Origin of the sequence: Phaeobacter sp. JH20_37 (assembly GCF_048056015.1) — a bacterium.
Taxonomy (GTDB): domain Bacteria; phylum Pseudomonadota; class Alphaproteobacteria; order Rhodobacterales; family Rhodobacteraceae; genus Phaeobacter; species Phaeobacter bryozoorum.
Genome location: NZ_JAYMWW010000022.1, coordinates 47781 through 62100 on the forward strand (window position 1 = coordinate 47781; position 14320 = coordinate 62100).

At 63.6% G+C, this 14320-nt stretch carries 9 protein-coding genes; 2 read left to right on the forward strand and 7 right to left on the reverse strand.

The genetic code is table 11. The annotated features are described in order from the left end of the window. Window positions 1–33: 33 nt before the first annotated feature. The 6 genes from VWZ87_RS18385 to xdhA all read right to left on the reverse strand — a co-directional run bounded on the left by VWZ87_RS18385 (window position 34) and on the right by xdhA (window position 8396). Complete coding sequence (locus tag VWZ87_RS18385) at window positions 34–954, reverse strand: ABC transporter permease (RefSeq protein ID WP_340547464.1); 921 nt, start codon at window positions 952–954, stop codon at window positions 34–36. A gap of 1 nt (window position 955) precedes the next feature. Further along, window positions 956–2038 carry an ABC transporter permease gene (locus tag VWZ87_RS18390; RefSeq protein WP_416536578.1) on the reverse strand — a complete coding sequence of 361 codons (1083 nt, stop codon included), beginning with the start codon at window positions 2036–2038 and terminating at the stop codon, window positions 956–958. Between the two features lie 120 nt (window positions 2039–2158). Further along, entirely contained in the window at window positions 2159–3676 is a 1518-nt protein-coding gene (locus VWZ87_RS18395; RefSeq protein ID WP_340547462.1) for an ABC transporter ATP-binding protein, read from the reverse strand. After that, window positions 3673–4632, reverse strand: a complete 960-nt coding sequence (gene xdhC, locus VWZ87_RS18400; protein ID WP_416536579.1) for a xanthine dehydrogenase accessory protein XdhC — start codon at window positions 4630–4632, stop codon at window positions 3673–3675. Before xdhC ends, VWZ87_RS18395 begins: the two co-directional genes overlap by 4 nt. Window positions 4633–4635: 3 nt before the next feature. After that, window positions 4636–7002 (reverse strand): xanthine dehydrogenase molybdopterin binding subunit, encoded by a 2367-nt coding sequence (xdhB, locus tag VWZ87_RS18405; protein ID WP_416536580.1) that lies wholly within the window; start codon window positions 7000–7002, stop codon window positions 4636–4638. After that, window positions 7002–8396 carry a xanthine dehydrogenase small subunit gene (xdhA, locus tag VWZ87_RS18410; RefSeq protein ID WP_416536581.1) on the reverse strand — a complete coding sequence of 465 codons (1395 nt, stop codon included), beginning with the start codon at window positions 8394–8396 and terminating at the stop codon, window positions 7002–7004. Before xdhA ends, xdhB begins: the two co-directional genes overlap by 1 nt. Window positions 8397–8791: 395 nt before the next feature. On the opposite strand from xdhA, the gene dnaE reads away from it, so the two are divergent. Together dnaE and VWZ87_RS18420 are read left to right on the forward strand one after the other, a co-directional pair. After that, window positions 8792–12304 carry a DNA polymerase III subunit alpha gene (gene dnaE, locus VWZ87_RS18415; protein WP_416536582.1) on the forward strand — a complete coding sequence of 1171 codons (3513 nt, stop codon included), beginning with the start codon at window positions 8792–8794 and terminating at the stop codon, window positions 12302–12304. 109 nt (window positions 12305–12413) lie between these two features. After that, on the forward strand, window positions 12414–12944 hold the full coding sequence (locus VWZ87_RS18420; protein WP_416536583.1) for a GNAT family N-acetyltransferase: 531 nt from the start codon (window positions 12414–12416) through the stop codon (window positions 12942–12944). A gap of 6 nt (window positions 12945–12950) precedes the next feature. Here the strand turns inward: VWZ87_RS18420 and VWZ87_RS18425 are convergent, their stop codons facing one another. Then, window positions 12951–14153 carry an ROK family transcriptional regulator gene (locus tag VWZ87_RS18425; protein ID WP_416536584.1) on the reverse strand — a complete coding sequence of 401 codons (1203 nt, stop codon included), beginning with the start codon at window positions 14151–14153 and terminating at the stop codon, window positions 12951–12953. Window positions 14154–14320 lie beyond the last annotated feature (167 nt).

Genomic DNA, 14320 nt, shown 5'->3' on the forward strand with positions numbered 1-14320 from the left:
GGCCCCGACAGCGGGGCAGTGAAAAGCCCCCCGTCAGCGGGAGGCGTGGAAGTTGCGGCCAAGGGCGGCAGGTGCGCTGCTTTTGTCCGCCGAAAGAATGACAAGCACGATAATTGTGATCACGTAGGGCGACATTGCCAGATACTCCACCGGGATGGCAACGCCTGCCGCTTGCAGATTGAGCTGCACCACGGTGACGCCGCCAAAAAGATAGGCACCAAGGAGTGCGCGCCAGGGTTTCCAGCTGGCAAAGACCACCAGCGCCAGCGCAATCCAGCCCACGCCCGCGGTCATGCCTTCGGTCCATTGCGGCACCCGGATAAGGCTGATGTAGGCCCCGCCGATACCGGCACAGGCGCCACCGAACATGATCGCCATCAGGCGGATGCGGATCACCTTATACCCCAGCGCATGGGCAGCATCGTGGTTTTCCCCCACCGCGCGCAGCACCAGTCCGGCGCGAGAGAATTTCAGCAGCGCCCAGACTGCGGCGGTCAGCGCGATGCCGAAATAGAGGATGATGTCATGGCCAAAGAGGATCGGGCCAATCACCGGCAGGTCGCTCAGGACGGGGATGTGGATGTCGCTCATCTGTGGCGGTTTCACACCGACGTAGGATTGCCCCATCAGCGCCGACAGGCCGAGGCCGAACAGCGTCAGCGCCAGACCGGAGGCCACCTGATTGGCCTGCGCCACAAGGGTCAGAAAGCCAAACAGAACCGACAGCGCTGCCCCGGCAACAGCGGCGGCAAGGAACCCGATCAGGGGCGAGCCGGTCTCCACCGCGGTGGCAAAGCCTGCGATGGCGCCGGTGATCATCATGCCTTCGACGCCAAGGTTCAGAACGCCTGATTTCTCCACCACCAGTTCGCCAATGGCAGCGATCAGGATCGGTGTGGCCGCCACCATCAGCGAGGCGATGAGCAGGACCGGGTTGATTGCAGAAAGATCCATGTCACACCACCTCGGGTTTGCTGAGCGCAATGCGGAAATTGGTCAGGAGATCCAGCGCCAGAAGGAAGAACAACAGCATCCCCTGAAACACCTGGATCGCCGCCGAAGGCAGGCCCATGTTGGACTGGGCGATATCGCCGCCGATATATGTCAGCGCCATCAGACCACCCGCCAGCAGGATGCCGACAGGGTGCAACCGGCCCAGGAAGGCAACGATAATGGCGGTAAACCCGTAGCCCACGTTGAAATCGATGGAGATCTGGCCAGAGGGGCCGGAGACCTCAAACAGCCCCGCAAGACCCGCCAGCGCGCCAGAGGTGCCAAGGCAGAACAGCACCAGCCGGGTGGGGTTCACGCCCGCAAAACGCGCGGCACGTGGCGCCTCGCCAGTCAGGCGGATGTGATAACCCAGCATGTGACGGTTGAGCAGCACATAGGCAAAGATCACCGCGATCAGCGCCGCCACAACACCCCAGTGCATGCCGGTGCCCGTGATCAGCTCGGCGTTATGGGCGCTGTCCCAGGATTGCAGGTTGCGCGAGCCGGGAAAGCCAAAGCCCTCGGGGTTTTTCAGCAATCCCAGCGAGACCGAGGCGAGAAACTGCTCGGCCACATAGACCAGCATCAGCGAGACCAGGATCTCATTGGTGCCAAAGCGCGTTTTCAGCACTGCGGGGATCATCGCCCAGGCCCAGCCCCCCAGCGCGCCTGCCACCACCATCAAGGGAAAGATCAGTGCCGAGTCTGTAGGGTAAAAGGCAAGGCCAGCCCCGGCGCCACAGATGGCGCCCATGATATACTGGCCCTCGGCGCCGATGTTCCAGATACCCGCGCGAAAGCCCAAGGACAGGCCGATGGCGATCAGCACCAGTGGCGCGCCCTTCACCAACAGCTGCGGGCGGTAGTAAAAAGCAAATTCGCCAAACAGCGGATCCCAGAAAATGGTGCGGATCGCCTCAACCGGGTTCTTGCCAAGGGCCGCAAACAAAAGCCCGCCCGCGATCATGGTCGCCAGCACCGCCACCAGCGGCGTCGCCATCGACCAGACCCGCGAGGGCTGTGGTCTCTTTTCTAGCCGGATCATTGTTGTTGTCCCCCCCGGTCGCAGATCTGTGCCTGCGTGCCTGTCATCTTTCCAAAAATACTCACACTCCCGACCCGGCAGCCCGCGCTGCGGCCGGGATGGGCACGCCCGGCTGCGAGGCTAGACATGCGCGACCTCCATCCCATGTGCTCCCCCCATCATCAGGCCGATTTCATCGACGCTCAGCCCGGTTGTGGGGCGCGGCGCGCTCAGGCGGCCTTCGTTCAGGGCGGCAAAACTGTCGGCAATCTCCATCAGCTCATCCAGATCCTGGCTGATGCAGATTACCGCAGTGCCCCCGGCGGCCAGATCCAGCAGCGACTGGCGGATCGCGGCGGCGGCGGCGGCATCCACACCCCAGGTCGGCTGGTTCACCACCAGAACCTCCGGGTTTTGCAGCACCTCGCGGCCAATGACGAATTTCTGCAGATTGCCCCCCGACAGCGAACGCGCCGCGTTTTCAGGTCCGGGGGTGCGCACGTCGAAATTCTTGATGACCTTTTCGGCAAATTCCTTGGCCAGCCCCCATTTCAGAAAGCCGTTGCTGGACAGGCCTTCGCGGGTGGCGGCGGTCAGCATGGCATTTTCCGTCAGGCTCATATCCGGTGCGGCGGCATGGCCGAGACGCTCCTCCGGCGCGGCCAGAATACCCAGGCGACGACGCGCAACAGGGCCAAGGTGGCCGACCGGCGCGCCATGCATCTTGACCGCATCGGCAGCGGTGGTGGTTTCGCCGGACAGAACGCCTAGAAGCTCGTCCTGGCCATTGCCCGCCACCCCGCCAATGCCGAGGATCTCGCCCTTGCGGACGGTCATATGCACATTCTTCAGTGCCGTGCCAAAGGCCGAGGGCGCAGGCACCGACAGGCCGGTGATATCCAGCGCCACATCGCCCAGATCGCGGCCCGCGCGCTCCGGTGTCTGCAGCGCGGTGCCCACCATCAGCTCGGCCATATCGCGGGCCGAGGTTTCAGAGGGGACACATTCGCCGACATTCTTGCCCAGCCGCAGGATGGTGGCGTGATCACAGAGCGTGCGGATCTCTTCCAGCTTGTGCGAAATATAGAGGATCGAGGTGCCTTCGGAGCGCAGCTTCTGCAAGGTCTGGAACAGGATATCCACCTCCTGCGGGGTGAGAACCGAGGTCGGCTCATCCATGATCAGCAGCTTGGGGTCCTGCAACAGGCAGCGGATGATCTCCACCCGCTGGCGTTCGCCGGCAGAGAGATCGCCCACTGTGCGATAGGGATCCAGCGGCAGGCCATAGGTTTCCGAAACCTCGCGGATGCGGCTGGCCAGATCGCGCAGGGCAGGCGGCTGTTCCATGCCAAGGGCGATGTTCTCCGCCACGTTCAGCGCGTCAAACAGCGAAAAATGCTGAAACACCATCGCGATGCCATCCGCCCGTGCCTGTCGCGGCTCGGCCGGGGCATAGGGGGCGCCGCGCAGCAGCATGGTACCGCTGTCCGGTTTCACCAGCCCGTAGATCATCTTGACCAGCGTCGATTTCCCGGCGCCGTTTTCGCCGAGCAGGGCATGAACCTCTCCCGCGCCGATATCAAAGGAGACCGTATCGTTGGCAACAACACCAGGATAGGCCTTTGTCAAACCTTGCAGGCTCAGGAGAGGTTGGGTCACGCGCGTCTGTCCTTCTTCAACTCGTCTGTTGCGCCCATCCGCAAGAGCTCTGCCGCGACCCCGACCGCAATCATCTGCGGATGTTTGCCAAGGCCGGGATCCCCGATCGGGCAGGTGAGCCGGGCGATCTGCTCGGGCCGGTGGCCAAGATCCGCCAGCCGCGACCGGAACCGTGCCCATTTGGTGGCAGATCCGATTACCCCGGCAAAGGCAAAGCCGCGCAGCAATAAGGCGTGGCATAGCGCCAGATCCAGCGCATGGGAATAGGTAAGCACCAAATGCCGTGCATTTTCAGGGGCATGCGGCACCAGTGCCGCAGGTTCCGCCGCCGGAACCATGGTGACTGAGGGCGGGATCTGGGCGGGAAAACGGTCAGGGCCGGTATCGACCCAGGTGATGTCGAGATCCGGCAGCGGCGCCAGCACATCAACCAGAGCGCGGCCGACATGGCCCGCCCCCCAGATCCACAGCGGGGTTTCGGCACGATGGACCGGTTCCAGCAGCCAGCCGTCGGCCAGCTGCGCGTCGGGCCGCTGCCCCTGGCTGCGGGCCAGCGCCAGCTTGCGGCGCAGGCCCAGGGGTGGCTCGCCCGGCTCGCCCAGCTCGGTGGACAGGGCGCGCAGGATCACATCGCCATCCAGCCGGTCCAGATCGGCAGCGCGGTAGATCTCGCTCCACAGGGTGACGGAGCCGCCGCAGCATTGCCCCAGATCCGGGCCAAGCGCGCGGATGGTCTGCAAACGGGTCTTGCCATCCTGCAACTGGCGGCGGGCAGCCTCGGCGGCCTCATGCTCCAGCGCGCCCCCGCCGATGGTGCCGGACTGGCCGTCGTCCCAGACCAGCATGGCGGCGCCCACCTCACGCGGGGAAGAGCCGCGGATGGCGGCAATCACCACCCGCACCACCGTGCCATGGGCGCCGATCCTGCGGCGCAGATCCTGAAGATCGAACCCCATGGCTCAGGCCCCCGGCGCGATGCGACGCACCGCGCGCCAGATCTCCTCCGCCGTGGCGGGGGCATTGAGCGCAGGATAGGCGGGCGCGAAGTGCCCGACCGCATCACCAAGCGCCAGCCAGGCGGAAATCCCCAGCATAAAGGGCGGCTCTCCCACCGCCTTGGAGCGATAGATGCTGTCCTCGCGGTTCTCGCCGTCCCAGAGGGCGACGTTGAACACATCGGGGCGATCCGAACAGGCGGGGATCTTGTAGGTGGAGGGCGCATGGGTGCGCAGATTGCCGGTCTGATCCCAGACCAGTTCCTCTGTGGTGAGCCAGCCTGCACCCTGCACATAGGCGCCTTCGACCTGGCCGATATCCAGCGCCGGGTTCAGCGAGGCGCCGGCATCATGCAGCACGTCGGCGCGCAGAATGCGGTTTTCGCCGGTCAGGCGGTCGACGACAACTTCGGTGATGGCAGCGCCATAGGCAAAATAGAAAAACGGCCGCCCCTTGCCCTGAATGCGGTCCCATTCCAGTTTCGGCGTCTTGTAGAACCCGGTGGCCGACAGGCTGATACGCCCCTCATAGCAGATCTGTGCTGCACGGGCGAAGGGCAGGGCCTCGGCGCCGATCCGCACCTCATCATCGGCAAACACCACCTCCGCTGCGGTGACCTGATAGCGCTCGGCCAGATGATCGGCCATACGGTCGCGAATGCTGTCGCAGGCGGCCTTTACCGCCATCCCGTTCAGATCGGTGCCGGAGGAGGCGGCGGTGGCCGAGGTATTGGGCACTTTGGCCGTGTCGGTGGCGGTGATCTTCACCTTTTCCAGCCCGATGCCAAAACGGCTGGCGGCCACCTGTGCCACCTTCTGGAACAGGCCTTGCCCCATCTCGGTGCCGCCATGGTTCAGATGGACCGAGCCGTCCTGATAGACATGCACCAGCGCACCCGCCTGATTGAGATGGGTGAGGGTGAAGGAAATGCCGAATTTGACCGGAGAAAACGCAATCCCGCGCTTGAGCCGCTCATTTCCGGCGTTCCATTTGGCGATCTCGGCCTTGCGCGCGGCATAATCCGCGCTCTCCAGCAGCTGCCGGGTCATCCCGTGCAGCTCGAAATCGGTGACCTCCATCCCGTAGGGCGTGGTATTGTCCGTCTTCTGGCCGGATATCTTCTGGCCGGAAATATCCCGGGGGGAGGCCGCAGGCCGGGGGGCAGCGCCCCCGTCGCCCGCCGTTTGGGGGGCATCGTAATAGTTCTTCATGCGCAGATCGACCGGATCCAGCCCTAGCTTATGGGCCGCGTGATCCATCACCCGCTCGATCCCGACCATCCCCTGCGGACCGCCAAAGCCGCGATAGGCGGTGGCGCTCTGCCGGTTGGTCTTCAGCCGGTGGCTTTCGATGCGGATCGCGGGGATTGCATAGGCGTTGTCGCTGTGCAGCATGGCGCGGTCGGCCACCGGCAGCGACAGGTCCTGTGCCCAGCCGCAATCGACCAGATGGGTGAACTCAACCCCCAGAATGCGCCCCTCGGTGTCAAAGCCCGCGCGGTAGGAAATGCGAAACGCGTGACGCTTGCCGGTGATGGTCATGTCGTCGTCGCGGTCATAGCGCATCTTGCAGGTCCGACCGGTGGCGCGTGCGGCGATGGCGCAGGCGACGGCCAGCGCGTTGCCCTGACTTTCCTTGCCACCAAAGCCGCCACCCATGCGCCGGGTCTCAACCCGCACGCTGTGCATCGGCAGGCCGATGGCCTCGGCCACCTTGTGCTGGATCTCGGTCGGGTGCTGGGTCGAGGAGTTGACCAGCATGCCGCCATCTTCCTGCGGCTGGGCGAGGGCGGCCTGACCTTCGAGGTAGAAATGCTCCTGCCCGCCAATGTCGAACGTATCTTCGACCACATGGGCGGCGGCGGAGATGGCGCTGCCTGCGTCGCCTTTGCTGTAGATGCGTGGGCCGTCTTCAAACCGGCTGTCGGCGGCCAGCGCATCCTCCAACGTCAGGAGGGCCGGGCGTTCGGCGTAGCTGACCTGACCTTTGCGCGCGGCCACCCGCGCAGCACGATGGGAGGTTGCCACCACCAGAAACACCGGCTGGCCGATATAGTGGACAGACCCCTTGGCCAGCAGCGGCTCGTCATGGGCAGACGGCGAGACGTCATTGTCAAACGGCAGATCTTCCGCCGTCAGCACGGCAACCACGCCATTGCTCTGGCGCACGGCGTCCAGCTCCAGTGCGGTGATGTCACCATGGGCCACGGTCGAAAGGCCAAAGGCCAGATGCAGGGTGTCGCGCGGGGTCGGGATGTCATCGACATAGCGCGCCTGACCGGTCACATGCAGCCGTGCCGCATCATGGGGGAGGGGTTTTGCAACAGCCATCACTTCACCTCCAGCACATGTGTGGGTGCGCTTGTCTGGCCCAGATCGTCAAAGTAGCGTGCGAGCATATTCGCCGCAGCCTCCAGCCGGTAATCGGCAGAGGCGCGCATATCGTTCATCGGGGTGAAGTCGCGGGCAAATTCGCCCCGCGCGGTGGCGAGTGTTGCGGCCGACAGGTCTTGACCAATCAGGGCGGCCTCCACGTGGCTGGCGCGTTTGGGCACGCCCGCCATGCCGCCAAAGGCGATGCGCGCGGCGGTGATCCGGCCGGCGTCGACCGTCAGGTTAAAGGCCCCCAGAACGGCGGAGATATCCTGATCGAACCGTTTGGAGAGCTTGTAGACGCGCAAGCCATCGGTCTGCCCCTTCAGGCGTGCGGGCAGGGTGATCGCCTCGACAAATTCACCGGGCTGGCGGTCCTGCTTGCCGTAGTCGATGAAGAAATCCTCAAGCGGCAGGCTGCGGCGGCTGTCGCCCTTGCGCAGCTCCAGCGTTGCACCAAGTGCGATCAGCGCAGGCGGATTGTCCCCGATGGGGGAGCCATTGGCGATATTGCCGCCGATGGTGGCGGCGGCGCGCACCTGCTGGCTGGCAAAGCGGCGCAGCATTTCGCCATAAGACGGATGCCGCGCGGCGAGGGCGCTGCGCAGCTGGTTCATATCCACCATCGCACCGATACGCAGGCTGCCGTCGGGCTGTTCGGAGATACCTTTCAGGTCATCGCAGCCATCGAGGAAAATCACATCCGACAGATCGCGCAGCTGTTTGGTCACCCAGAGACCGACATCCGTGGCGCCTGCAATCAGCGTCGCGTCCGGGCGGGCAGCATAGGCGGCGGCCAGCTGGTCGGCGGAGGTGGGGCGCAGAGACGTGGCATCGCCGCCTGTTTCAGGCAGGCTGATGGCATCTTCGCCGTGGATCCAGTCGGGGACGGGTTCGGCGCTGGCGGCCTCGGCGGCGCGGATGATCGGCGCATAGCCGGTGCAGCGGCAGAGATTGCCTGCCAGCTGGTCGTCGTGATCCGAGGCGCCATTTTTGTGGGCGGTCACCATCGACATGATGAACCCCGGCGTGCAGAAACCGCATTGGCTGCCGTGGTGGGTGATCATCGCCTCCTGCACCGGATGCAGCTGGCCATCGGGGCCGGCCGCGCCTTCGACGGTGCGGATGGATTTGCCGTGCAGCTGCGGCAGGAACAGGATGCAGGCATTGAGCGGTTTGGCGCCTTTGGCGTCGGTCACCATCACGGTGCAGGCGCCGCAGTCGCCCTCGTTGCAGCCTTCTTTGGTGCCGGTCAGCCCGCGCTCTTCGCGCAGCCAGTCCAGCAGCGTCGCCGTCGGAGAAACCTCCGTCAGCGCGACCTCTTCACCGTTCAGCCGAAAGGTGATTGTCATGTCAGAAACCCGTCGCGTTACTCTGGTTTTCCCTTGGTGCCATCCCTTCGATGCGACGTAGAAGACATGGCGGGCCTTGGTGGTTCCGTTGCCGATAGCCTAGAAAGCAGGCTGTTGTTCTGGCAAGGAAAAGTGACTCTGCCATGGAGTCGACGCGGGGCGCAAGATCCTTGCTGAATACCGGCGTATGCTGTTATTTTTGAACGACTTTAGGTCAGATTGTCGCGGCGTTGATGGTTGGGTTCGATAAGACTTTCAAAGAAAGCAGAATAATAATCGCTGAATATTGCGGCATCGGGTGAAACCTGCGCGGCGGAACGGGGGATGGGCAGGGTCGCGGCTCCTCCGGTGCGGAACCGCTTTAACCTTGGCGGCGCTGACGCTAGCTTGGCGGGATGACAAGCTCTCCCCGATTCATTCACCTGCGCACCCATACCGAATATTCGCTTCTGGAAGGCGCATTGCGGCTGAAGAAGCTGCCGGATCTTTGCAAAAAACACGAGATGCCCGCGATTGCGGTGACCGACAGCAACAACCTGTTCTCGGCGCTGGAGTTTTCGGTGTCGGCCAGTGGCGCGGGGGTGCAGCCGATCATCGGCTGCCAGGTCGATCTGCGGTCTGCCGAGCCTGCCCCGGGCGAGCGGCCCAAACCGCCAGCGCCGCTGGTGCTGCTGGCGCAGAGCGAGACCGGCTATGAGCATCTGATGAAGCTCAATTCCTGCCTCTATCTGCGGCAGGGCAGCGAGCTGCCGCATGTGACGCTGGAGGAGCTGGCGCAATATGCTGGCGATGTGATCTGTCTGACCGGCGGGCCGGACGGGCCGGTGGGGCGGCTGTTGCAGCAGGGGCAGCGCCCGGCGGCAGAGGCCCTGATGCAGCGGCTGAAAGCGATCTTTCCGGATCGGCTTTATGTGGAGTTGCAGCGCCATCCGGGCGAACACGGCCAGCCTGAAGCTGAACAGCTGACCGAGCGGGGCCATATCGAGATGGCCTATGCGATGGACCTGCCGCTGGTTGCCACCAATGATGTCTATTTCCCCAACACGGAAATGTATGAGGCCCATGATGCGATGATCTGTATCGCGGAAGGCGCCTATGTCGATCAGGTGGAGCCGCGCCGCAGGCTGACCGCGCAGCATTACTTCAAGAGCCAGGAGGAAATGGTCGCGCTGTTTGCCGACCTGCCCGAGGCGCTGGAAAACACCGTGGAGATCGCCAAACGCTGCGCTTTCATGGCCTATCGGCGCGATCCGATCCTGCCGAAGTTTGCCGATGACGAGGTGGCCGAATTGCGCCGCATCGCCAATGAGGGGCTGCAAAAACGTCTCGCCGTGATCCCCCATGCCGTCAGCGTCGAGGAGTATCAGGAGCGGCTGGATTTTGAGCTGGGCATCATCGAGGGGATGGGGTTCCCGGGCTATTTCCTGATCGTTGCGGACTTTATCCAATGGGCCAAGGATCACGACATTCCGGTGGGGCCGGGGCGGGGTTCCGGTGCGGGCTCGCTCGTGGCCTATGCGCTGACGATTACCGACCTTGACCCGCTGCGCTACAGCTTGCTGTTCGAACGCTTTCTCAACCCCGAACGGGTGTCGATGCCCGACTTCGACATCGACTTCTGCATGGATCGCCGCGAAGAGGTGATCAAATACGTGCAGGAGAAATATGGCCGCGACAAGGTGGGGCAGATCATCACCTTTGGCGCGCTGCTGTCGAAGGCGGCGGTGCGCGATATGGGGCGGGTTCTGCAGATGCCCTATGGCCAGGTGGATCGGCTGTCGAAGCTGATTCCGGTCGAAGGCGTGAAACCGATGTCGATTGTGGACAGTCTGCGCGAAGAGCCGCGGCTGCGCGAGGAGGCGGAGAACGAAGAGGTTGTCGACCGGCTGTTGAAATACGGCATGCAGGTTGAGGGGCTGTTGCGATCAGCGGGCACCCACGCGGCGGGCGTGGTGATCGGTGACCGGCCACTGGATGCGCTGGTGCCGCTTTACCGCGATCCGCGCTCCGACATGCCCGCCACCCAGTTCAACATGAAATGGGTGGAACAGGCCGGTCTGGTGAAGTTCGACTTCCTCGGCCTGAAGACGCTCACCGTCATTCAGAACGCGATGGACCTGATTTTCCAGTCGGGCCGCGATCTACATGTCGCCGCCGATGGCACCCAGCTTTATGATCCGCCGGAGGGGGCGGAGAACCAGATCAACGCCATCCCGCTGGACGATGCCGTTACCTATGACCTTTATTCGCGGGCCAAGACGGTGGCGGTATTCCAGGTGGAATCCACCGGCATGATGGATGCGCTAAAGCGCATGAAACCCACCTGTATCGAGGATATCGTGGCGCTGGTGGCGCTCTATCGTCCGGGTCCGATGGAGAACATCCCGGTCTATTGCGAGGTCAAGAATGGTCTGCGCAAGATCCAGTCGGTGCATCCGCTGATCGACCATATCCTTGAGGAAACCCAAGGCATTATCGTCTATCAGGAACAGGTGATGCAGATCGCCCAGGTGATGGCGAATTATACCCTTGGCGGCGCCGACCTGCTGCGTCGCGCCATGGGTAAGAAGATCAAGGAGGCGATGGACGCCGAACGCCCCAAATTTGAAAAGGGGGCGGCAGAAAACGGCGTGCCTGCCAAGAAGGCGTCGGAGGTGTTCGACCTTCTGGAGAAATTCGCCAACTACGGCTTCAACAAATCGCACGCGGCGGCCTATGCGGTGGTCAGCTACCAGACCGGCTGGCTGAAGGCGAACCACCCGGTGGAGTTCATGGCTGGCGTCATGAACTGTGATATCCATCTGACGGATAAGCTGGCGATCTATTTCGAAGAGGTCAAAAAAGGCCTGAGCCTGCCCTATGTGCCGCCCTGTGTGAACCGCTCCGAGGCGACATTCAATGTGGTCAAGGGCGAGCTGGTCTATGCGCTGGGCGCGCTGAAAAACGTCGGTGTCGAGGCGATGCGGCTGGTGACAACGGCGCGGCGCGAGAGCGGGCAGGACAAACCCTTTGCCACGCTGTTTGATTTTGCCCGCCGGGTGGATCTGAAAAAGGTCGGCAAGCGTCCGCTGGAAATGCTGGCGCGGGCGGGCGGCTTTGACCAGCTGGACAGCAACCGGCGCCGGGTGTTTGAGAGCCTCGGCGCGCTGGTGGATTACTCCGCTGCGGTGCATGATCAGCGCAATTCCAGCCAGGTGTCGCTGTTTGGCGAGGCGGGCGAGGACCTGCCGGAGCCGCGCCTGCCCAACGTGCCCGACTGGCTGCCCGCCGAACGGCTGTCGGAGGAGTTCAAGGCGATTGGTTTCTACCTCTCGGGCCATCCGCTGGACGACTATATGCCTGCGCTCAAACGCAAGGATGTGATGACGCTGGACGAGGTCACGGCCAAGGCCGAGCGCGGTCCCTTCATGGCGAAGATGGCCGGGGTTGTGGCCGGGCGGCAGGAACGCAAATCGGCGCGCGGCAATCGCTTTGCCTTTGCCCAGCTGTCGGACACCAGCGGCGGCTATGAGGTCACGCTGTTTTCCGAAGTGCTGGAGAAATCGCGCGAATTTCTGGAAACCGGCGCCAAGGTGGTGATCACCGCCGAGGCCACGATGGAAAGCGATCAGCTGAAACTGCTGGTGCGATCTGTCGGGCCGGTGGATGCGGCGATTGCTGACGCCGGGCGCAGTTCGCTGCGGGTCTATATCTCGCAGGCAAGCGCAGTGGCGACGGTGGCGCAGGTGCTGGAAGACGCCAAGAAAGCCGCCCGCAACGCCTCGCGCGGGGAGGTCTATATGTACCTGCAGGATCCCGGCCTGCCCGGCGACGTTGAGATGGATCTGGGCCAGCCCTTCCCCATCAACCCCCAGATCAAAGGCGCGCTGAAGTCGCTGGACGGGGTGATGGATGTGGAGGAGATTTGACGGTGTAGACTGCCGTTTGCCCGGCTGACAGGCGCGGGCCGCGCCAAACCAGAACCTTGCCCATCATATTCCCACGCTGAATTTCCGATGAGAGAAAGGACCCATTGACGTGACCGACCACCCAGATCTCACTCTGCGGGTTGCAGATGTGGCGGATGCCTCCAGCCTGGCGGCGCTGTCGCTGGAGGTCTGGGTTGGCACCTATCTGCGTGAAGGGGTGAGCGGGTTCTTTGCCGATTATGCACTGGCAGAGCTAACGGCGGCGCGGTTTGAGGCGCATCTGGCCAATCCGCAGGAGCATTTTATCGTCTCGCAGAACCGGGTCGGCATTGATGGCTATATCCGCATCAGTCGGGGCAGTCCGGGGCCTGTGCCAGGCTGTTCGGACGTGGAGATCACAACGCTCTATGTGCAGCCGCGCCACCACGGGCGGGGGATTGGTGCAGCGCTGCTGCGGGCGGGGCTGGAATATTGCGCGGCGGCGGGCGTGCAATCCGTCTGGCTGGCCAGCAATGCCGAGAACGCGCCCGCCAAGGGGTTTTACCTGTCGCAAGGTTTTGACCGGATTGGCGAGACACGGTTTGTGATCGCGGATCAAGCCTATCTCAATGATGTCTTTGCGCGGGCCTGTTGCGGCTGATGGCGATCACAGGGCGGCGTTGAACACCGAGTTGGTGTCGAGCAGATACTGCGAGATGATCGGACCGCTGGCAGCGCCGATGGCGCGGGCGTTGGGGCCGATGGCACCGGGGTCGATGCGCGGCAGGATCAGGCCACGGGCGTCGAGAGTGGACAAGGCTGTGCGGGTACGCTCGACCAGGGCGCTGCGCACGCTGTCGGGCAGGGCGCCGTCGATCAGCACCGCTTCGAAGTCGATGACCGCGCAGGTGGCGAGGCTGGCGCGGGCGATGGCGTCGGCGGCCTGATCGAGCCAGGGGGTCAGCTCGGCCTCGAACCCGGACCAGTGCATCGGCAGCTGCCAGAGCTGGCCGGGATCCTTGCCCGCATCGCGCAGCCGCTGTTCGAGCAGATGGATGGAGGCGAGATCCAGCAGCTTGGTTTCCTGCCCGTCCGGACCCAGCATCGACAGGGACCCAAGCGCGCCGGCATTGCCCTGATTGCCCTCAAGCACGCGGTGGTTCAGCACCACGCCACCGCCGATAAAGGCGCCGACAAAGAAATAGGCATAATCGCGATAGGCCTTGCCTCGGCCATACATATGCTCGGCCCGGCAGGCGGCGGTGGCGTCATTCACGACATGTACGGGCAGGGTGCTGAAGCGCGCTATTTCAGACGCGAAATCAACCGTTTGCCAAGCCGCAAGCGCCTCTGCCGGGGCATTGATCTGGGCGTGCCAGGTCCAAAGCTGAAAGGGGGCTGCCACGCCAATGCCGCAGATGCGGGGCAGCAGGTCTGCGGGCAGCGCGGCCTCCATCTGGGCGATGCTGTCGCGCAGGAAATCAAAGACCACGGCGGGGGTGGGATAGGGGTAGCGCAGGCGCAGCTGCTGGCGCACCGCACCGCAGACATCCATCAAGAGCACTTCGACACTGCGGCGGCCGATTTTCAGCCCGTAGGAAAACAGGCCATCGGGGTTGAGGCCCATCGGGACCGAAGGTTTGCCGACCCTGCCGCGCTGCGTTTCGCCACGCTGCAACAGCCCGTCGGTTTCCAGTTTGCGCAGGATGACAGAGACAGTCTGCGGCGACAGGCCGGTGCCACGGGCCAGCGCGCTGCCGGGCATCGGGCCGTGGCGTTGCAGCAGGGACAGGATCAGCCGTTCGTTGAAGACGCGCACGCCGGTCTGATTGACGCCGCCGCTCAGGGATCTGACTTGCTCATGTTCCATGCGGCGGACCCTAATCACGCTTTGAGACCTAAGAAAAGTGCGAAGATCGACTTAATAAGTCAAGTTGATTTATATATTGACAGGGAGGCCAGAATCACGGCCCACTATGGGCGACACGACGGTTTGCCCGTCCTGTTTTGTTGCGTTGTGATGCTGAGGGAGGACAT